Genomic DNA, 20,149 nt, shown 5'->3' on the forward strand with positions numbered 1-20,149 from the left:
GTATAAAGGAGGACCTTTTCACATGTTTCCGAATTTGGCTTTGGCTTATCTATTTCTATACATCTGTACAGCGCTCGTCGTTGTGGGGGTGATCCTGCTGTTTGCCATGAAAATGTCCCACAACGGCAAACGGCGCAAGATTGAATTTTATAAATTAAAACAGCGTGATTACTTTACGTATCTCCAGACGGCGCTGACAGAGGACAGTCCCCTGCGATTGCCACCTGGGAAGCTGGCTCGGCTCGAGCGCCGGGTCATCCAGAGCAAGCTTATTGAATGGATTGATCAGTTCAAGGGAGAGTATCGCAACAAATTGATTGTACTCTGCCGTGAAGCCGGATTTGTAGAGCAAGATCTGAAGGAACTGAGCCGTATTCGTTACGGACGCCAAATTGATGCGGCTTATCGATTGGGCGGCATGCGTTGTCCAGAGGCTGTTCCAGGTTTGATGGAATTGCTTAAGGATGAGAAGCCGGGCCCGATGGCGATTATGATTGGTCGTTCGATCGCAAGATGTACCACCCGCCAGGGTGAACTGAAAGACATGCTCGCGCTGCTGTTAACCAAAGGAAAATCGATTCATCATCTGGCAGCAGATATTTTGCTCGAAACCAGTCTGGATACAAGCCGAATTCTCATTGAATTGCTGGAAGACCGCAATCCTGACTTTGTCAAAGTGGGACTCGTAGCGATGTGGGGACAGGCTGTACCGGAAGTGATGCCAGCACTCGACAGACTCGTAGGTGCAGAACATCAGGATGTACGGGCAGAAGCGGTGAAGCTGTATCTCAGCGCAAGTCCGGCACTTCAGGACGAGACCATTCTGAAGCTTATGCAGGATTCGGACCCGGAGGTGCGTGCCGAAGTGGTTCTGGCGCTCGGTTCGAAACATGCGGCTGGCAGCATTCCACTGCTGCGTAAAGCACTGCGTGACGAAGACTGGGGTGTACGTTATAACAGTGCGGAGAGCCTGAGCAAGTTGGGTGAACCGGGATTTGAAGCCTTGTGTCAGGCCGCCGTGCAGGGTACAGGTGCTGAAAGGGAAATTGCAATGCAACAGATTGAGAGCACGATGCAGCACTCAGGAACAGACCACAAAGCCGTTGACCAGATGATTGCACATAACAAAAAAAGGCTGCTGTATGATCGGTACTTCGGTCCCGTACGCGGGAACCGGACAACAAGCAAGAAACGTACAGGTGTGGCTGCGGTAGGAGGGGATTACACTGCTTAGAGATCTACTATTAATCTATGGCATGGTCGCAATCTACTATGTCGTTGCTGTAAATACGCTCTATTTTTCCATTCTGGCCTTATCATTCCGTAACATTTGGACGATCTTCAGGCGGTCGCACTATTCCAAATACAATACGTTATCGGGCTCGGAGCTCGTACCATCGGTTTCCTTGCTGGTGCCTGCATACAACGAGGAACTGACGATTATTGAAAATGTGAACTGCCTGATGACGCTGAATTATCCAACCTATGAAGTCATCGTGGTGAATGATGGCTCCAGCGATACCACCTTAAAGGTGCTGTTGGAAGAATACCGTCTGAAGCCAGTACCTAACACGAAGATCCGGGGCAAGATTTCCTGTCAGAAAATTCGCGGGATCTACCACAATCCGGAATTCCCGGACCTGTATGTCATTGATAAGGAAAACGGCGGGAAGGCCGATTCCCTCAATGCTGGAATTAACCTGTCCCATTACCCGCTGATCTCTTCGATTGATGCCGACTCTTTGCTGGAAAAGGATGCCCTGATTCGCATGGCTCGCATGTATATGGAGAATCCGGAAGAGACGGTTGCTATTGGCGGGGATGTACGGATAGCTAACGGCTGCAAAATCGAAAACGGGGCAGTGCAGGACGTTTCACTGCCTCGCAAGATTTGGCCGATGTTCCAGTCCATCGAGTATCTCAAAGCTTTTCTCGGCGGACGGATCGGTTGGAGTCACATGAATGGTCTGATTATCGTCTCAGGTGCCTTCGGTATGTTCCGTAAGGATGCGGTTATCGCCGTTGGGGGATATCGGGACGGTTATCCGGGTGAAGACATGAACATTATCATCAAGCTTCACCGTTATATGCTGGAGAACAAATTGAAATACCGCGTAGCCTTCTGCCCTGAGGCCGTGTGCTGGACACAGGCGCCGGATTCCTACCGGATCTTGTCCAGTCAGCGCAAGCGCTGGGGACGCGGAAATCTGAAGAACATGCTTGAGAACCGCGGCATGTTGTTCAACCCGAAATATAAAGTCATGGGCATGCTGACCATGCCGTACAACATCCTTTTTGAAGCGCTGAATCCGTATTTCCGTATTACCGGACTTCTCGCTCTCACGGGATATGTACTAATGGATATGACCCAGTGGCCGATACTTTTGCTGTTTGGATTGCTCAACGTGGTGAGTGGTTATCTGCTAAGTGTGGGAGCACTGGTGCTCGAGGAAATTGCATTCAAGCGATATAACAAGCTGTCCGATCTGGTCAAAATGCTGTTCTACTCCGCACTGAAATTCGTCGGCTATCATCAGCTCGGCGTGCTGTGGAGATTGCAGGGGCACATTCAGTTCATGCAAAAAAACAATTCATGGGGTACCATGACACGCCAGAGCTGGTCCGAGGAAGAGAAGACAAGCGAGGCGGCCTAAACACAGCGTAATCAAGGTAATACAGCAGAAACAATATAGATGTTCAACTAAACATTTACATGATAACGGAGAGGACAGAAATAACCTGAAGAAGCGAAGCTACAAGCTTTCCGCAAGAAAGCTACATCGGAAGCATACGCTATCCCCGGATTTCCCCTTTTCAAAAAGGAATCAAAAAAATCTGGGGATAACAGCGATCGGAAGGTTGTTCTGTCATCGGAGTGCCAATGTAAATATTCATTAGTTGGACTTGTATAGATATACCGAGGGAGAAGGGTGGAAAAGAACATGCCAAATACGGCGACATTGCAGCGTGAGGCTGCCGTTAATGTGTACCGCAGTGTAGAACAGGGATTGAAAGAAACGGGTGCCGAAACATGCGGCTTAATGTTCATCCATTGTGCAGGGCAGTCTCAGCCGGAGCAGCAGGTCAGGACACATCTGGAGCAGACCGGTGAGTCTGCGTTCCAGGTGTGGGTGGATGGAGCCACACAGGCAATTGCTGTCCTGCTGCCAGGGTTGACACTGGATGAGGTTCATTATGAGGGGCTTCGCATCAAGCATGAACTGCAGGAGACGGTACCCGGTGCCGATCCGCAAATCACGCTGGCAAGTTTCCCGGCAGGTGAGCGTCCTTCCAAGGCAACCATTCAACATATGGCCGAGTCCGCGAAGCTGGTAGACCCATCGGAAATTCATATCTACACGCTGGACCAGACGGCAGACGAGCCGGAACGAATTTTGATTGTGGACAACGATCCAACGGTACGCGAATTTCTGCAATTGCGACTGAAGATGCAAGGGTACGAAACCTATGAAGCGGTGGATGGGCTGGCTGCATTGGAGCTGATTGAGAAAATCACGCCCGATCTGGTGCTGACCGAATTGAATCTGTATGGCATTGATGGCCTGCCGTTCATTCAACATATCCAGAACCTTGATGTGGAGCAGCCACCCAAAATCGTCGTTTTGACGGAGCAGCGTGTAGAACAGACAATCAGCCAATGCTTCCGCAGCGGAGTCGATGATTATATGACCAAGCCGTTCTCACCTGTGGAGCTGGATGCCCGAATCAGGCGTTGCCTGCATTAGACGCAATCACAAGCAAAGCCAGGAGAGACAGTAGCCTATTAATCTCGATCAGACAAACAAGTATATCTACAGACAAACATCTATCAAATGGATTCGTCAATCAACCAAACAAATACACTGTTGGAGGGAATATCATGGAGAATCAACAATTCCACACATTACTGAACGCGATTGAAAATAAAGAAGCGGTGCTCGGCGTGGTCGGGCTCGGTTACGTAGGATTACCACTTGCGGTGGAAATGGTCAATCAGGGTTTCACGGTAATTGGCATTGATCTGGATGCATCCAAAGTGGAGAGCATCTATCAGGGAGATTCCTATATTCACGACATTTCGTCCGAGGAATTGAAAAAAGTGATGCAAAGCGGCCGCTTCCAGCCAACAACGGATTACAGCATGCTGCGCGTGATCGACGCACTGAGCATCTGCGTACCTACACCGCTTAGTGAAAATCAGGACCCGGATACGTCCTATATCGAGACGGTTGTGGATCAGATCAAACTGCACATGAAACCAGGCATGCTGATTACGCTGGAGAGCACCACTTATCCAGGTACAACCGAAGAACTGATTCAGGATGAGCTGGACAAGATCGGACAAGAAGCAGGCAAAGATTACTTCCTGTGCTTCTCGCCTGAACGTGTGGACCCGTCCAACGGACGATTCACTACCTTTAATACACCGAAAGTAATCGGTGGAACAACGGAAGCTTGCCTCAAGCTGGGAACAGCATTGTACAGCAAATATGTTGAAACGGTTGTACCTGTATCTTCGCCCAAAGTGGCTGAAATGTCCAAACTGCTGGAAAATACGTTCCGCAGCGTAAACATTGCCTTTGTTAATGAAATGGCGATGATGTGTGATCGGATGGGCATCGATATCTGGGAAGTTATCGACGCAGCTGCGACGAAGCCGTTTGGCTTCATGCCTTTCTATCCGGGCCCTGGCATCGGTGGTCACTGCATTCCGCTTGATCCAATGTACTTGTCCTGGAAGGCCAAAGGATTCCGTTTCTACAGCAAATTCATCGAGTTGGCACAATCCACCAATGACAACATGCCATATTATGTACTGAACAAAACATCAACGATCCTGAATGAATACGCGAAATCGGTACGTAAATCCAACATTCTGTTGCTCGGTATGTCGTACAAGCCGAATATTGCCGATTTGCGTGAATCTCCGGGACTGGAAGTCTATGAACTGTTCAAGGAAGGTGGAGCTAATGTCAGCTATTATGATCCACATGCTGAATCGTTCCTGGACAAGCATGGTGAGACGGTATATAGCGAAGTGTTCAACCTGGAGCAATTCAAGAAGTACGATTGCATCGTGCTGATCACCAACCACAGCGACCTGCCTTACTTTGACATTGCCGAGATGGGTGTGCCGATCCTGGATACACGTAATGCGTTCAAAACGTACACACATCCGCACATTTACAAGATTGGTCATTCGGTACAGCACCCTGTGCTTGAGCCAAGTGAAGCGTTGCTCGTCTGAGGAATCTAACGAACAAGTGGGGCAAACTGTCGGTGAAGGCAAAATGGGCCATTCTGGCCCTGCTGTTCTGCCTGCTGCTTCTGCCCTGGCTACTCAAATGGTTCTCACATGAGGAACACAAAGCGACCTGGCTGTGGGACGCTTCCATTATTGCAGAGCAGACGCCCGAGATTATCTCCTTCTCCAAAGCGCAGGGCGTGGATACCATTTTCCTGCAAATTCAGGATGAGGTACCCGATGCGACATACCGCAAATTCATTGCGGCTGCGCGGCAGGCTGAGATCGAAGTGCATGCACTGAACGGTCATGCAGACTGGGCTTATACGGAGAAGCGGGATGAGGGACTTGCGTTTATTGAGAAAGTACGAGCCTATAATGCGGCTTCAGCCAAAAATGAACGCTTTGAGGGCATTCAGCTGGATGTGGAGCCTTATCAGCTAAAACGCTGGGAGGACGAGCAGAACAGCGTGATTGCGGAGTGGAGCGACAACATGAAGGTCTGGACCAAAGCCGGATCTGATGCCGGACTGTACATGAGCGCTGCGATCCCTTTCTGGCTGGATGCACGCGAATCGGCAGAAGGCGGAGGTACATTCAGCCGCTGGGTGATTGACCATTTTGATGCAGTTGCTATTATGGCTTATCGGGATAGTGGTCAACAAATGTATGATCTGTCCAAGGAAGAGCTGGACGAAGCCGATGAGCTTGACAAGAAGGTGTGGGTTGGAGCCGAGTTGGCGGACACGCATGAAGGCGATCATCTAACCTTTTTCAGCAAATCCATCACCAATATGGACGAAGAAATGAAGAAAGTGTTTGATCTCGGCGCTTCTCATTCTTCTTTTGCAGGTGTGGCGGTGCATCATTATGAAGCTTGGTATGCGAAGGAAAACGGCATTCCGCTGGCTCGAAAGAGCGAGGAGAAGAAGTAGCAGGTGCATGTGCATAGGCATGTGGTTAACAGAAAGATCGTTGTGAATTGTAAACGGGAAAAGGCAGGTCTCCGTCAAGGAGGCTTGCCTTTTTGCTTTGGATAGTTTTAGGTAGCTTTCAGTAGCGGGCGATTGGCGACAAATCAGCTTTTGTTGTTCTCGGCTGTTCGATATCGATTGGGAGGCAGACCGACTTGCTTTTTGAATGCCTTGGAGAAGGAGAACAGGTCGGGGTATCCCACCGAGTGTGCTACTTCAGTTAACGTTAACGGGGTCTGCACAAGCAGCCGTTTGGCCTGATTCATTTTGAGACGTTGAATATACTGGACAGGAGACAGACCATAGGCTTTGCGGAACTGTTTGGCAAAATGGGTCCGATCCACGCCAGCATGCGAAGATACACCTTCCACGGTAATGCCGCCGGCAAAGTGAATATCCATGTACTCCTTGCCCTTTTGCAGCCATGGCGTGGCAGAGTCCGGTTGAAGCACTCGGGTAGCGGGCGATTTGGCAATACGGTCAAACAATCCTAGAAAACGGGTCAGTCGTCCCAGGTCGCTTGCGCCTCCCTGAGGTTTGCGAACCTCCTCCATAAAGGCGCGCATGCTACTTGCCGTCTCCGGCGTAAGTACACCCGAACGATGAGGCGAGTCCGGGGTAAGCCCGATTCGTGCAAGAAGTTCAGCAGCATGTGTGCCATCAAAGGCAATGAATATTTTATGCAAAGACTCTTTCGGGTCGGACCAGTACTCATGGGTAACCTGTGGATACAGGCAAAAGGCATCGCGGGCACGTAGGGAATAACGATGTCCGTTCTGTATAAAGGTTCCCTCGCCTTCCAGAACAAAGATCAAATAGTGAAAAGGCGTCGTTCGAGGGCCAATATGATAGTTGCTCTTGGCTATATTACGGCCGATTCGAATCGGCCATGCTCCACCGGCTTTCTCGAATTCAGACGGAGTAAAAAAAATAATATCCAAAAACTCGTGGTGGTCCTCCTTCATGCTCTCGGTCATCAGGAACACCTCTTTAATATAAGTATAGTTTGTAATCTCTAAAAGTTTCTCTTATAACCTATTATACAGGTGGGTTTTGTAAATATTCAAGATGAGGAAGACCTATTCCTGTGAATTCACCACAAAATGACAAAAAAAAATTGCCGCGAATTGACATTGATCACAGACAAATCAATTGGTATGATGTCCATACCTATTAAACCAAGTTAATTAATCGGCATTTGGAAGTATTCGTACTTATAAAATGATTAGAAATTAGGCGCACTTTAAAAATAAGGTTTAACGAGTGCGAACGTAGTGGAGGGGACGAAATCGATTCTGAAGAAACGCAATGTTTGCCTTTATAACAGTGATCGAAAGAACGATTCGTAACCGGAATGGCCAATGTGCACAACACTGATCTTATTTTTAACATGAGACTTTATTTATTCATAGAAGGGAATGACTTGCGTGAGCGAACAGGAAGAGATGAAATTTGGCTGGTTTTTGCCAACGGCAGGAGACGGAAAATATGTGGGGGTTGCCCCGGAACGGGAACCGAGCCTGGATTATTTGGTTCAAGTGGCGCAGACGGCGGAGACGGCAGGTTTTGAATTTGTATTGATTCCGACAGGAGGAGCCTGTCTGGATGCGTGGGTTGTGGGTTCGGCTGTCATGAGTCACACGAAAACATTGCGTCCGCTTGTGGCTATTCGCCCAGGTCTGGTTACCCCTGTGTTGGCTGCACGAATGGGAGCGGCACTGGATCAACTGTCTGGTGGTCGTGCCATGATCAATGTGGTGACAGGCAGTTCGGTTCGGGATCTGGAGGAACTAGGAGATCCACTGGCTCATGCCCATGATGAACGTTATGAACGCGCGAGTGAGTATATGGAAGTGATGAAGCGTTCATGGACGCAATCGACCGGGCTCAATCTGACCGAGTTTGCTGGAAGTGGTGCTGAGACGAATGGGGAAGCTGCGGCCAATCAACCATCGGAGTTTAATGGAAAATATTACAATTTCAAAGCTCCGGTAGGCATGCCTGAAACGGTGCAAAAGCCGTATCCGCCGTTCTACCTGGGGGGAAGCTCACCGATTGCGAAACGGGTAGCTGTTGAACATGCAGATACATTCCTCATGTGGGGCGAGCCGCATGACTGGATTCAGGAGCAGATTGAAGAAATAGAAGTCATTCGCGAACAGATCAAAGAGGAAACCGGACAAGATCGCCAGTTGCGTTACGGCATGCGGGCACAGGTGCTTATTCGGGATACGGAAGAAGAAGCTTGGGCGGCGGCGTGGGAGATTATTAGCAAAGTACCACCTGAAGCGATCGAGAAAGCCAAAGCAGCCTTTGCAGAAACGGATGCAACCAATCAACGCAGGCAAAATGAGCTGCGGGAACTGTCCGAGAAGCAGCAGTTCGTCGTAGGTCCCAACCTGTGGACGGGTTTGTCTGTTGTGCGTTCCGGCGGAGCGATCCTCATTGTGGGTACAGCAGAACAGGTCGCAGAACGGTTGATGGAATATGGAGATCTCGGCGTGACCACATTTATATTGTCGGGATATCCTCATTTGGAAGAAGCCGAAATTTTTGGACGGACGGTTATGCCGATCATTCGTGAGAAGTGGAAAACAAGACAGAAGAAGCATTCAGTTACTACGAACTAAGTTAACTACCAAATCTAAGTAAGTGCCCCTTTTTTTACACTTTAACGGAGAGGGCAGAACCGATCTGAAGAAGCGGAGCGCTCGCCTTTATCCCCGGATTTTAACCATTTATAGAGATGATTCAAAGAAATTCGGGGATAACAGCGATCGGAAGATGGTACTGCACTCGGAGTATCCAGTGTAAAAACATTCGTGCAACTTACATTAATCATTCTTCAGGAGGTCTTCTTTCATGAGAAAAAAACAAAAATATATCCTGCCCCTTGTCAGTATGCTGGTGATGTCCATCCTGCTGTCTGCCTGCGGTGGTGGGGATTCTGCTTCATCAGGAGAGAATGGTTCCTCTGGTTCAGATAAAGTAACTATCAGCTTCATGCACTGGCGTGGAGAGGATGTGGAAGCACTGAACAAGAGCATTGACGCCTTTGAAAAGGAAAACCCGAACATCCATGTGGAAATGCAGACTCTTCCTTCGGACCAATATCAATCAACTGTACAATCCAAAATCAGTGACGGTTCAGTAGGGGATGTATTTGCCTCCTTCCCTGGTGCACAGTTCGAAGCCTTCACCAAAGCCGGATTGTTCACCGATTTGACCGGGTCATCGTTCCTGTCGGCTTACAATTCAAAGCTGATCGAAGCAGGCCAGCACGATGGCAAGCAGTATGCCATTCCTTATCAACTCGTATATAACGATCCCATCTACAATGTGAAGCTGTTTGAAAAATACGGACTGACGCCTCCGACCGACTGGGAAGGCTTCCTGGCACTTTGCCAGACGCTGAAAGACAACGGCATTATTCCGATTGCATTTGCCGGAGCGGACATTGGTCCGGGCCAATTTATGAATACGATGGTAATGAACAATGCACCGAGTGACGACATTTTTACCAAAGTGGAAGCTGGCGAAGCGAAACTGACGGATGAGTTTTGGGTGAAAACGTTAACGCAGATTAAAGAACTGAACGACAAAGGTTACTTCCAGCAGGATGCACTGGGAACGAAAGATCCGGCAGCGGGAGCACTCTTTATCCAGGAGAAAGCAGCGATGCTCGCAAGTGGATCTTACCAGTTAGCACAGAACAAGCTGCAAAATCCGAATCTGGAGCAGCAACTGCTTGCACCGATTACCGTAAGTGCCGACCAGGCCAAGTATGAAGGCGTTCATACCACGACATTTATGCTCGCGGTAAACAGCAAGTCCAAACATCCGGAAGAAGCGAAGAAGTTCATCGAATTCCTGAGCAATCCAGAAGTAGCTGGCGAATACGCCAACCAGACGGGACAGAATGTAACGGTGAACGATGTGAAGTACGATACACCTGAGCTTCAGGTAGCGGGAGATTGGGCGAGCAAAAAGACCGTGTTCCAGCCACGGTTTACCATCCTGAACGGAGATAATCAAAAAGCCGTAACCAACTCCATTCAGGCCGTGCTGAGCGGCACTTCTCCAGAAGAAGCAGCGCAGCAGGCACAAGCGATCATTGATCAGCATATCGGGAAATAAACGATGAAGAATCGTATTCAGCTATCCCTGTTTCTGTTACCCGGGTTGCTGCTGTACGTTGCACTGTTCGTATTTCCTACATTGACGGGGCTGTTCTACTCCTTTACGGATTGGGACGGGGTATCCCCGTCGTATGCATTTGTAGGGCTGGATAATTACAAGGACAGTCTCAGCAGCATCGTATTCCGCAAAGCCTTTGGCAACAACGTGGAGTTCATGTTAACGGTTGTCATTGCGCAAACCTTTATTTCACTTGTTCTGGCGCTTCTCCTGGTACGCAATACAAAGACACGCATCGTGCTTCGAGCGCTGTATTTTCTGCCTGCGATTCTGTCCTCCGTGTCGGTGGGTCTGATCTGGGCTTTTATGTACGATCCTTCGATCGGGCTGATTAACTATGGTTTGAACGAGGCAGGTATGGGGAGCATTGCCCACAACTGGATTGGTGATCCCAAGATCGCGATCTACTCGATTGCCGCGGTCCAGGTCTGGGCACATGCCGGGCAGATGATGATTGTGTTTATCGCAGGTCTGCAAGGCATTCCGGCAGAACTGTATGAAGCAGCTCGTATGGACGGCGGCAGCAAATGGCAGGTATTCCGTACCGTGACCTGGCCGCTGCTGGCACCTTCGGCAACGATTGTGGTGGCCTATACGACCATTCAGTCGTTCAAGGCATTTGACCTCATTTTCACAATGACGGACGGAGGCCCGAACTATGCAACTGAAATTTTAACGACATATATCTATCATACCGCCTTTGGTAGCTACTCATTTGGCCTCGCTTCAGCAGGTTCGATGATTTTCCTGGTTCTGCTGGCGCTGCTGACGTTATTGCAGTTCAAAGCGCTGCGTGCCGACCGGGTAAGCTATTAACGATTGGGCGAATTGACGTATTCGTGAGTACAGGAGTTGTTGATTTCATCGTATTGGAGTTACTTGAGGTACTGATGGAGTTTGCTTTGAGGGTAGTGATTGTGACTGGATGGGGATGGAGAAGTATTCATCATTCCTGCCCAGTCTTACCGTTGGACGTGAACAGCACCTAAGCAGACCTAAGGAAGGAGGGGATTTATATGGTTTTAAAATGGTTCAATCGACTGATCTTATTGGTGTACGCGCTGCTGATTATCGTGCCGCTGTACTTTGTATTTGTATCTTCGTTCAAAACGAGCAGCAACTTCTTCACGAGTCCATTTAGCTGGCCGGATCCGTTTACGTGGGATAATCTCACTGGCATGTTTCGCAACCAGCCGATGTGGCAGTATTTCGGGAACAGTCTGGTCGTGACGCTGGGCACGGTTGCGATTGAGCTGCTGCTCAGCAGCATGATTGCTTATGCCATTGTACGTTGGGGCGGCAGCGTAGGCAAAATTGTGTTTGCCCTGTTCGTGGCAGGGCTGATCGTTCCTTCCCAGGTAAGCATGCTGCCGATCTATTCCTTGACGCGTACGCTCGGGTGGTCGGACAGTCTGACGGGACTCATTGTCGTATCAGCTGCGATGCTGATGCCGGTCTCTGTATTTATGCTGACGGGCTTCATGCGTATGCTGAATGCGGAAATACTGGAAGCGGGCAGCATGGATGGAGCAAGCGAGTGGAGGCTCTACACACGGATTGCGTTACCACTGGCTGCGCCTTCTTTGGCAGCTACAGCTACGTTCCTACTTGTAATGGTGTGGAATGATTTGCTCATTCCGATGCTGATGCTCAGCAGTAAGTCCAAACTCACATTACCTCTAGCGCTCATGCAGTTCCGCGGGGAATACGTGACTAACTATCCGATGATGCTCACGGGTGTGCTTGTCACAGCTATTCCGATGATTGTGCTGTTCCTGCTGCTCCAGCGTTATTTTGTTGCAGGTCTGACAGCGGGTTCACTCAAGGGGTAAGGCATGGGAAGAAGATCAGCGGATATACGTATTTTACATTGATTTCTGGATCATTCTGCATAATAATGGTTTAGTGTCAGAATGATTATATAGAGATCAAGGGAGCTATAGGACATGAGCAAACTGGAAGTATTGCGGAATCCCAAGCAGCGCAAGCTGCTGTTCAGTGCCGGCATGAGCTGGCTGTTTGATGCAATGGAAGTCGGCATGATTTCCTTCATCGTGGCTGCACTTGCCAAGGAATGGAGTCTAAGTCCCGGACAAGTCGGGGTGCTTACAAGCATCAACTCGATTGGTATGGCGGTAGGTGCATTGCTTGCGGGGGCACTTGCGGACCGATTCGGCCGAAAGGCCATTTTGATGTGGACATTACTAATCTTTACGATTGCGAGCGGTCTGTCAGCCCTTGCCACTGGATTCGCCGTATTGTGTGTACTGCGTCTGATTGCCGGTATCGGCCTTGGCGGAGAGCTGCCCGTAGCATCTACGTTGGTATCTGAGTCCATGCCTACGGCAGAACGCGGACGTGCAGTTGTACTGTTGGAGAGTTTCTGGGCAGGCGGCTGGATTGTATCGGCACTCATTGCCAACTTTGTGATCCCGGAATATGGCTGGAGAATTGCTTTTGCCATTGGTGCTGTTCCGGCGTTCTATGCGCTGTATCTGCGCCGTGCTATTCAGGACCCGCCTCGTTACAAGAATAATACCAAGCTTCATAAAATCACGTTCCGTGAGAAGGTAGCTACGGTCTGGTCAGCACCGCATCGTCGTACAACATTGATGCTCTGGATCTTGTGGTTTACCGTCATTTTCTCTTATTATGGCATGTTCCTGTGGCTGCCTTCGGTTGTCATGGCCAAAGGCTTTACGCTGGTCAAGAGCTTCCAATACGTGCTGATTATGACGATCGCGCAGCTGCCAGGTTACTTCACAGCGGCGTACTTCATTGAGCGGTTTGGTCGCAAATTTGTACTTGTCGTTTATCTTACATTGACCGCAGTAAGTGCGATTGCTTTTGGACTGGCGACAACGGAAGCGACGATTCTGACCGCAGGTATCTGCCTTTCCTTCTTCAATCTGGGAGCTTGGGGCGGACTGTACGCGTATAGTCCGGAATTGTATCCCACTTCCGTTCGTTCCACAGGTGTGGGTCTTGCCACATCGGTAGGCCGGATTGGGGGCGTGCTTGCTCCATTAATGGTTGGTATGCTGGTTCAGCGTGAAGTCGCAATCAGCCTGATATTCACGATTTTCTTCGTGACCATCCTCATTGGGGCAGCGGCTGTGCTGTTCCTGGGCCGGGAAACGAAGGGTCTAGAACTGGCCGAATAAATGTCAATAAATACAACGCAACTTTTGTACGGGTCAACCTGCCTACGGAAATGATGGGCTGGACAAGCGGAAGGAAGTTGATACAAGAAGAGGCATGACCATGGCGTGACCATGGGCTCATGCCTCTTTTTGCTATGTTTGGAGTGGATTTTCGCCTGCGCCATCGGTCCGATAGACGTCACTTTTTCAATATCCTATAATGACACTCGGGATGTCCAACCGTGAGAATTCAGGGGGAAGAAGTGGGATCTGGATTCAGAAAAGTGGAGGTTAATGGAATGATGAAGAACAATATTGAAATGGATCAGGCACGTGAAATGAATGAAGTGAATGCAGAGAATATGATGAATGAGAAGAATAGAATAAGTGACAAGAATAGAATGAATGAAAAGCATATGATGAGTGGACAGAATGGCGTGTGTGAAGTAGTACGTGTGACTGATAATGTCGGGATGAATGTGATGTACAGTTATAGTGGCAACGATAAGATAAGTGAGATAAACGGGAGATATGATGTGATCGACCTTACTCCTGTTAAAGAGATGAGAGAAATGAAACAGATGAAGATGAGGAGCTATATCCACAGCCTTAATAAAGAAGTTAGATTAGATAGCGGGAATGAAGGGCGTGAATCGCATGATCTGCACACAAGCACTGACTACAGGGGGCCTATTACCATCAGCAGGAAAGTCACCCATCGCAGGGGGAAAAAGACTGGCAAAAGAGCAGGACGAGTCAGTGTGCTTCTCGGTGCCTTCGCGATGGCTCTCGGTCTCACGATGGCAGCTCCTTCTGCCGGAGCACAGAAGCTGGAGCAGGGCGTTCGCGGTGAACATGTGCTGCAATTACAGGAGCAATTAAGCGAACTGGGGTATTTTAAGGCCGGAATGACCGGATATTACGGTTCTATTACCAAAGGCGCTGTCCGTAAGTTCCAGCAGGCTCAGGGGCTGAGTGCGGATGGGATTGCAGGTCCGGCAACACTGAACAGACTGAACAAGAAGGCTGCAGCCCAAGGTAACACACTGCGCCAGCTCGCGAAGCTAATTCATGGGGAAGCACGCGGAGAGTCCTTTGAAGGACAGGTTGCTGTAGGCGCGGTCGTCTTGAATCGTGTGCATTCGAATGCATTCCCTTCTTCGATCCCGAAAGTGATTTTTCAAAAAGGGCAGTTCACGGCCATAGACGATGGACAGTTTAATACAAAGCCAACCCAGACTTCCTATCAGGCAGCACGTAAAGCCTTGAATGGCACTGATCCGACACACGGAGCGCTCTATTATTACAATCCGAAGATTGCGACGTCGTTGTGGAGTAAGAGCAGACCAACGTTGCTGACGATTGGGCAACATGATTTTACTAGGTGAGTTTAAGTAGAGATATATAGTGTAATATTTGAAATGATAATGATGAACCTCGGCTGTACGCTGCTGAATGCAGACGTGCTACCGGGGTTTCTTTTATATTTTGGTTGTTCAGGCGAGGAGAGGGGGGAATCTTCCGTATTTTTATGTCCCTCTTTTCAATTGACAGCGGTAGAAGAATATTGGAATGGTGTCTGAATATCATTGAAACCGAATACGAATTTACAAAGTATATATAAAGGAGGATATAATTAGTGCTATTTATAAATTGGTGCTTGGTTACATCCATAGAGGGGAGGACGAATATGCCATTTATTGGGGGAATCATTTTAATCTTTATCCTAGCATTTATTCTATGGGGATTAATGATCCCGCTATTCAATAAAATAGGTAGTAGAGTGTTGAAGAAATACAATAAATTCAAACAAGAGGAGAATGGTGATGGAAAATTCAAAGACGTTTAAAGTAGGGGCTATTGCGGTTGCAGTAGTTATTATTGTGGGAGTGTTACTGGTGACCTTCTTTTTAACACGAATTCCTAATGGATATGTTGGGGTCGTGTATTCACCAAATGGAGGCGTAAAAGATAGTACACTGAGTCAAGGGTGGAAACTAGTTGGAGCGTTTGATAAAGTGACGAAATATCCTATCCGAATTCAAACGGTTGAATATAGAGATATTCAGATTGCTACTTCTGACGGGAAAAACATCACAATTGATTTTGCTTACAACTACCAAGTAGAACCAAGTAAAGTATCTTCCATCTTCAATACATTTGGGCCAATTAGCATTCAAGAAATTGAGGATACATATCTCAAAACACGTTTCCGTGACGCAGCTCGTAAAGGTATTTCCAAGTTTACAGTAATTGATGTTTATGGTGAAAAGTCATCCGAAGCAGGAGTGGATGTCCAACAACGTTTTTCTGATGACGTTAAAGAGTTAGGCTTTATTGTATCCAACGTTACTGTAGGTGTTCCTCAACCTGACGCTAAGACGCAGGAAGCAATCGATAAGCGTGTTGAAGCTTCTCAAGAACTGGAACGTAAAACGACTGAACTTGAGATCGCCAAGAAAGAAGCAGATCGTAAGCGCGTGGAAGCGCAAGGTAATGCAGACAAACTATTGATCGAAGCAGAAGGTCAAGCTAAAGCAAATAAAGAGCTTCAACAATCATTATCGAGCCAACTCGTTGAATATGAAACCATCAAGAAATGGGATGGAGCACTTCCATACGTAAGTGGGTCAAATACTCCAATGATTCAATTGCCGACTACAAAAACAGAGCAAAATAGCGGCGCGGGGAGCGTATCTCCCTAATTAGCGGTTTGAAATGCACGCCTTACTTTTTCACCAATTTAATGTGTTGAATTCTAATGAACAAGCCGGTCCAATCGTGGACTGACTTGTTCATTTTTGAGTCTTTTCAAAGGTACCATGAGGGATTTAGTTAAGCCTTGGCATTGGATTCGCCTGTCCAATCCTGTACAATGGATAACGACAAAAACAACGGTAGATTAAGGATGGATCAGCACGATGAGAATTATCATATCACCAGCTAAAAAGATGAAGATCGATACCGATCTTATGGCTATCGCACAGATGCCGCAATTTATAAACGAATCAGAACAGCTACTCAGTTTGCTTCAAAAGTTAACCTATGACGAACTCAAAGCGTTGTGGAAGTGTAACGATGCAATCGCCGAACTAAATATGGATCGGATTCAGAATATGAATGTAAAGAATAACCTGACGCCAGCAATCTATGCCTATGAGGGCATCCAGTATCAATATATGGCGCCGGGTATTTTTCAAAAGGAGGAACTGGAGTACCTGGAGCAGCATTTGCGCATATTATCCGGTTTTTATGGTATGTTACGGCCATTGGATGGTGTTACACCTTATCGGTTGGAGATGCAGGGCAAATTGCAAGGTCCGGGCTTCAAGTCCCTATATCAATTTTGGGGTAGCAAACTAGCAGATCAGCTTCAATCTGAAAGCAACTGCATTCTGAATCTGGCTTCCAAAGAGTTCAGCAAAAATATCACCCCTTTTCTGAATGAGGAGACTCGCTTTATCACTTGTATATTTGGACAAATGGTCGATGGGAAGCTTGTTGAAAAGGCAACCTGGGCTAAAATGGCCAGAGGCGAAATGGTACGTTATATGGCAGAGCATAAGATTATAGATGTGAAGGATACTAGAAGTTTTGATCGGTTAGGTTTTGTTTTCTCAGAAGAGAAGTCGGATGAGGGGAATTATGTATTTATATATTCAGAGGAGAAATAGCGAGTCTATAGTTCCGTTATTAAAAAAATGCTAGTTAGTATGCCAGCTCCTCTTATGGGCTGGTTTTTATTTTGATATTATATTTCAGTATCCTTCTCTGATATGAGAAATGAGTTAGGACCGTAGTACGGGGGAACATCATGATGTGCGTGAGTTCATGCAGTTAAATCAGGAGGTTAGCCGGATGTAATGTAATTTCACTTCTGCTAACATAGTCTTATCATATTTCGAATGAGCGGTGAAATGGATGAGTACAATTAAAGTTACTCCTGAGCAACTACTTCACGTATCGAATCAGGTGGATCAGGCGAGACAACAGATGGAGAGTATCCGAGGTGATCTGACAAGACAGATCATGTTCCTTCAGACGATGTGGATGGGTGCGACGCAGGAGAGGTTTTAACATGAATTTGAGCGTTCACGCCCCATCCTGGATAAAGCGCTGGAGAGTATGGTGAACACCTCCAAGGAACTGAAGGATATTGCCATGCGATTTAAGAAAGCAGATGCTGACATGGTGAGTCTGGGCAGTGCTATTGGGGCTATGGGTGCGCCAGCGATGATGAAGACCTCGGGAAGTAATTCAGGTTCGGGTGATAAGGGATACCGGATGGCACAAGTCAATATGTTTGGGAAGTTGATGTGGATGCCTGTCAATGAAAATGGTGTCTCGGACCAGGCTGCGCTTCAGGCTTATCAGAGGGATCAGGGGCATTTGGATTATAATCGGATGCAAGCAGTTAACGCTGAGCCGCCAGGAGAAGATATTGTTGCAATGCAGATCAAAGCTTTTGAAAAGGGAATTCATCCTTACACAGGCGAACCTGTATCTGATAAGTATGCTCAGATGATGCTAACTTCACTGAAGTTCAGCCAGCTATTCATGGGATTTCAGATGGTTCGTGGGAGTATGCCCGGTAGCAAAGGGCCTTTTCGGTTGCCTTCATCCCATCCAGCTGTGGCGAAGATTAAAAAGAATGTGGAAGCGTCTGAAGCCAGACATGCTAAAACGCAAAGTCCGAATGTTATCGGCGAAGTTAAATTGCAGCCACTTGGGACTAAGGGTGAAGGTGATGCTCTAAAACGTACTTTTGAGTTAGATGGAACTAAAGTAGAAATTAATAGTGGACATGGATACCGTGGAAGTGGACACCGAACAGGAAATGCTCAAGATATTGGCACCATGAATCAGATAGAATCCGTTATACTTAAAGATATGCAATTAGCCAATAAGACAAATATTGATTTCCCCAGACCTCCTAAAACGGTTGAGCGAACGATTCAAGTAAATGAGAAAACGATGGGTTATACCGTAACACAAACGCCAGATGGCACTTTAAGGGTCTCTACCTATTATCCCAAATAAAATATAAAGGGGACGTTAACCTTGACTATACAAAAGATAGTGGAAGAGCTCCATCAGTTGATTGACCAGGATTGGTCGAAATTAGATCAGGCAGAATTAAAAACAACGAGAGAGACGGTAGACTCTCTGTCCAATCAATTGATATCTGAGATAGATCATACGGACAACTCTGATGATTTATTAGAAGCAATTAATTATGAGCTTACAAATTTCTTTCTACCGATCCCTTGTGTGATGAAGATGTATCAAAGATTGATTCTGTTGAATCCAGCCAGCCCGTCCTACTATGAATGGTTTACAGATTACCTTTTACAGTATGGACCCGATTGGCAGGAAGAGGCGAATGCTTTAACCGAACTTTACACGAAAGAAGATTTTCAAAATGCTTGCGATTTTGCACAAAAGATTGAGAAAGTTAAAGATTTTGAGAATAAGTAAATGTCCAGACATCATCTCAAATGGTGACGGAGGGTATGTAATGGCTTCATTTGTATTATTGTTGAAAGATCATGAAGATGATGAAAAGGTTATTTGGCCCAAATGAACAAGTCATGGGAAAGATTGAACTAAATAAAAAGAAGGAAAGCATTCAAGAAGTGGAGCCAGTAGTAAACGCCAATAACGAATCGAAGTTTTATTTCGATAGAGCGGCTCAAAGATTGGCAAGATGCCTGTATAGGGAAAATGGACAATTTCCCGATAAAACAACATTTGAATCGTAAAGCAATGCAACAAACCTCGATTAGTTATCTCACTTTCGGGGTTTTATTTTTTTGAGGGGATGGCAAGTGAACTGTTATTTAAACATTAACGGGAAACATAAATCATTGCGGAAAACAACGAATGTTCATATATATATTACGTTCATATATGTGGATATAGAATGTGTTCGCATCATGAAAACGAACAGCGGCTTGGTGAGGAAAGTGTGTTATCGAGTACAAAGGACCATAATAATCCCCCTCAGTCTCGGATTGTCGTTTTAAATTATCATGGTCTTGTTTTAATAATTTGCAAAGTTATCGTTGGGCGATTTTCTCTATTGAGTAACTTATTCATTAATTTCTTCAATACTCACAACCGTCCTAATGGGTGGCAAAGATTCTTGTTGGTTAAAATCAGCAGTGATTTTTACTTTCTGTCCCACATCAATTGATTCATAAGACTCTTTATCTACAAAGTAATACGAAGCTTCCGGTTGGTTTTGTGCTAGTTCTATAAAATTCTCAAGATTACCATTCTCCAAATCTTCCTTACTTATATTTTGAAGAACAAGAAATTTATACTTGTCATCTTTCTCTGATTTAAATACCACAGTACCCTCGTAAACTGGGTAATGCTCTTGCTCATCCTTGTTAGTACAGCCAGATAGTATAATCATACTAATTAAGAAAAGCAGCATTATTTTTTTCATGATGAACCTCCTCGAATATATTATATACCTACATAAAAGATAGGATGAAGTTTTTTATCTGACGGATTGTAATATGAAGTGCGACACCCTACTGAAATAAAAAAATGGCTCATAGCCTGATTCGTGTAGAATGAAA

The 20,149-nt window shown here is 46.8% G+C and carries 19 protein-coding genes and 1 pseudogene; 18 read left to right on the forward strand and 2 right to left on the reverse strand.

The window, feature by feature from the left end; genetic code table 11:
- Positions 1–22 precede the first annotated feature (22 nt).
- The 5 genes from P5G61_RS02790 (at position 23) to P5G61_RS02810 (ending at position 6,180) form a co-directional block, all read left to right on the forward strand.
- The gene (locus P5G61_RS02790) at positions 23–1,234 is read left to right on the forward strand and encodes a HEAT repeat domain-containing protein (protein ID WP_024631093.1); all 1,212 of its coding nucleotides are present in this window, start codon (positions 23–25) and stop codon (positions 1,232–1,234) included.
- Between the two features lie 22 nt (positions 1,235–1,256).
- Positions 1,257–2,654, forward strand: a complete 1,398-nt coding sequence (locus P5G61_RS02795) for a glycosyltransferase family 2 protein (RefSeq protein WP_301244242.1) — start codon at positions 1,257–1,259, stop codon at positions 2,652–2,654.
- 288 nt (positions 2,655–2,942) lie between these two features.
- Positions 2,943–3,746, forward strand: coding sequence for a response regulator transcription factor (locus tag P5G61_RS02800; protein ID WP_301244244.1), 804 nt, complete (start codon positions 2,943–2,945; stop codon positions 3,744–3,746).
- Positions 3,747–3,880: 134 nt separating this feature from the next.
- Positions 3,881–5,248, forward strand: a complete 1,368-nt coding sequence (locus P5G61_RS02805; RefSeq protein WP_024631090.1) for a nucleotide sugar dehydrogenase — start codon at positions 3,881–3,883, stop codon at positions 5,246–5,248.
- Positions 5,249–5,280: 32 nt separating this feature from the next.
- Positions 5,281–6,180 (forward strand): hypothetical protein, encoded by a 900-nt coding sequence (locus P5G61_RS02810; protein ID WP_301244247.1) that lies wholly within the window; start codon positions 5,281–5,283, stop codon positions 6,178–6,180.
- A gap of 143 nt (positions 6,181–6,323) precedes the next feature.
- Here P5G61_RS02810 and P5G61_RS02815 read toward each other — a convergent pair whose 3' ends face one another.
- Positions 6,324–7,196: a helix-turn-helix transcriptional regulator gene (locus P5G61_RS02815; protein ID WP_301244249.1), complete on the reverse strand. Its 873-nt coding sequence runs from the start codon at positions 7,194–7,196 to the stop codon at positions 6,324–6,326.
- Between the two features lie 441 nt (positions 7,197–7,637).
- Between P5G61_RS02815 and P5G61_RS02820 the strand changes: the two genes are divergently transcribed.
- From P5G61_RS02820 to P5G61_RS02880, 13 genes and pseudogenes are all read left to right on the forward strand, one after another.
- Positions 7,638–8,849 carry an LLM class flavin-dependent oxidoreductase gene (locus tag P5G61_RS02820; RefSeq protein WP_301244251.1) on the forward strand — a complete coding sequence of 404 codons (1,212 nt, stop codon included), beginning with the start codon at positions 7,638–7,640 and terminating at the stop codon, positions 8,847–8,849.
- Between the two features lie 232 nt (positions 8,850–9,081).
- Positions 9,082–10,356, forward strand: coding sequence for an ABC transporter substrate-binding protein (locus tag P5G61_RS02825; RefSeq protein WP_301244253.1), 1,275 nt, complete (start codon positions 9,082–9,084; stop codon positions 10,354–10,356).
- Positions 10,357–10,359: 3 nt separating this feature from the next.
- The gene (locus P5G61_RS02830; protein ID WP_301244255.1) at positions 10,360–11,232 is read left to right on the forward strand and encodes a carbohydrate ABC transporter permease; all 873 of its coding nucleotides are present in this window, start codon (positions 10,360–10,362) and stop codon (positions 11,230–11,232) included.
- A gap of 200 nt (positions 11,233–11,432) precedes the next feature.
- Positions 11,433–12,248: a carbohydrate ABC transporter permease gene (locus P5G61_RS02835; RefSeq protein ID WP_301244257.1), complete on the forward strand. Its 816-nt coding sequence runs from the start codon at positions 11,433–11,435 to the stop codon at positions 12,246–12,248.
- A gap of 114 nt (positions 12,249–12,362) precedes the next feature.
- Positions 12,363–13,580: an MFS transporter gene (locus P5G61_RS02840; protein WP_301244259.1), complete on the forward strand. Its 1,218-nt coding sequence runs from the start codon at positions 12,363–12,365 to the stop codon at positions 13,578–13,580.
- A gap of 779 nt (positions 13,581–14,359) precedes the next feature.
- On the forward strand, positions 14,360–14,947 hold the full coding sequence (locus tag P5G61_RS32015) for a cell wall hydrolase (protein WP_435874013.1): 588 nt from the start codon (positions 14,360–14,362) through the stop codon (positions 14,945–14,947).
- Between the two features lie 302 nt (positions 14,948–15,249).
- Positions 15,250–15,408: a hypothetical protein gene (locus tag P5G61_RS02850; RefSeq protein WP_301244263.1), complete on the forward strand. Its 159-nt coding sequence runs from the start codon at positions 15,250–15,252 to the stop codon at positions 15,406–15,408.
- Positions 15,386–16,264, forward strand: coding sequence for a prohibitin family protein (locus P5G61_RS02855; RefSeq protein WP_163755111.1), 879 nt, complete (start codon positions 15,386–15,388; stop codon positions 16,262–16,264). The genes P5G61_RS02850 and P5G61_RS02855 overlap by 23 nt, the downstream gene beginning before the upstream one ends.
- A 216-nt stretch (positions 16,265–16,480) precedes the next feature.
- Positions 16,481–17,233 (forward strand): peroxide stress protein YaaA, encoded by a 753-nt coding sequence (gene yaaA, locus P5G61_RS02860; protein ID WP_301244266.1) that lies wholly within the window; start codon positions 16,481–16,483, stop codon positions 17,231–17,233.
- Positions 17,234–17,480: 247 nt separating this feature from the next.
- On the forward strand, positions 17,481–17,636 hold the full coding sequence (locus P5G61_RS02865; protein ID WP_301244268.1) for a WXG100 family type VII secretion target: 156 nt from the start codon (positions 17,481–17,483) through the stop codon (positions 17,634–17,636).
- Positions 17,637–17,687: 51 nt separating this feature from the next.
- Positions 17,688–18,599, forward strand: coding sequence for a hypothetical protein (locus tag P5G61_RS02870; RefSeq protein WP_301244270.1), 912 nt, complete (start codon positions 17,688–17,690; stop codon positions 18,597–18,599).
- Positions 18,600–18,620: 21 nt separating this feature from the next.
- Positions 18,621–19,037 carry a hypothetical protein gene (locus P5G61_RS02875; protein ID WP_301244272.1) on the forward strand — a complete coding sequence of 139 codons (417 nt, stop codon included), beginning with the start codon at positions 18,621–18,623 and terminating at the stop codon, positions 19,035–19,037.
- A 40-nt stretch (positions 19,038–19,077) separates the two neighbouring features.
- Positions 19,078–19,321: pseudogene (locus P5G61_RS02880) on the forward strand (hypothetical protein).
- Positions 19,322–19,650: 329 nt separating this feature from the next.
- Here the strand turns inward: P5G61_RS02880 and P5G61_RS02885 are convergent.
- On the reverse strand, positions 19,651–20,013 hold the full coding sequence (locus P5G61_RS02885) for a DUF3221 domain-containing protein (protein WP_301244274.1): 363 nt from the start codon (positions 20,011–20,013) through the stop codon (positions 19,651–19,653).
- Positions 20,014–20,149: the final 136 nt, after the last annotated feature.

The organism is Paenibacillus vandeheii (assembly GCF_030433635.1).
GTDB lineage: Bacteria > Bacillota > Bacilli > Paenibacillales > Paenibacillaceae > Paenibacillus > Paenibacillus vandeheii.

Coding starts and splice junctions, on each gene's coding strand:
- P5G61_RS02790 (WP_024631093.1), top strand. CDS start 23: ATGTTTCCGAATTTGGCTTTGGCTTATCTATTTCTATACATCTGTACA.
- P5G61_RS02795 (WP_301244242.1), top strand. CDS start 1,257: ATGGTCGCAATCTACTATGTCGTTGCTGTAAATACGCTCTATTTTTCC.
- P5G61_RS02800 (WP_301244244.1), top strand. CDS start 2,943: ATGCCAAATACGGCGACATTGCAGCGTGAGGCTGCCGTTAATGTGTAC.
- P5G61_RS02805 (WP_024631090.1), top strand. CDS start 3,881: ATGGAGAATCAACAATTCCACACATTACTGAACGCGATTGAAAATAAA.
- P5G61_RS02815 (WP_301244249.1), bottom strand. CDS start 7,196: ATGACCGAGAGCATGAAGGAGGACCACCACGAGTTTTTGGATATTATT.
- P5G61_RS02820 (WP_301244251.1), top strand. CDS start 7,638: ATGACTTGCGTGAGCGAACAGGAAGAGATGAAATTTGGCTGGTTTTTG.
- P5G61_RS02825 (WP_301244253.1), top strand. CDS start 9,082: ATGAGAAAAAAACAAAAATATATCCTGCCCCTTGTCAGTATGCTGGTG.
- P5G61_RS02830 (WP_301244255.1), top strand. CDS start 10,360: ATGAAGAATCGTATTCAGCTATCCCTGTTTCTGTTACCCGGGTTGCTG.
- P5G61_RS02835 (WP_301244257.1), top strand. CDS start 11,433: ATGGTTTTAAAATGGTTCAATCGACTGATCTTATTGGTGTACGCGCTG.
- P5G61_RS02840 (WP_301244259.1), top strand. CDS start 12,363: ATGAGCAAACTGGAAGTATTGCGGAATCCCAAGCAGCGCAAGCTGCTG.
- P5G61_RS32015 (WP_435874013.1), top strand. CDS start 14,360: ATGGCAGCTCCTTCTGCCGGAGCACAGAAGCTGGAGCAGGGCGTTCGC.
- P5G61_RS02850 (WP_301244263.1), top strand. CDS start 15,250: ATGCCATTTATTGGGGGAATCATTTTAATCTTTATCCTAGCATTTATT.
- P5G61_RS02855 (WP_163755111.1), top strand. CDS start 15,386: ATGGAAAATTCAAAGACGTTTAAAGTAGGGGCTATTGCGGTTGCAGTA.
- yaaA (WP_301244266.1), top strand. CDS start 16,481: ATGAGAATTATCATATCACCAGCTAAAAAGATGAAGATCGATACCGAT.
- P5G61_RS02865 (WP_301244268.1), top strand. CDS start 17,481: ATGAGTACAATTAAAGTTACTCCTGAGCAACTACTTCACGTATCGAAT.
- P5G61_RS02885 (WP_301244274.1), bottom strand. CDS start 20,013: ATGAAAAAAATAATGCTGCTTTTCTTAATTAGTATGATTATACTATCT.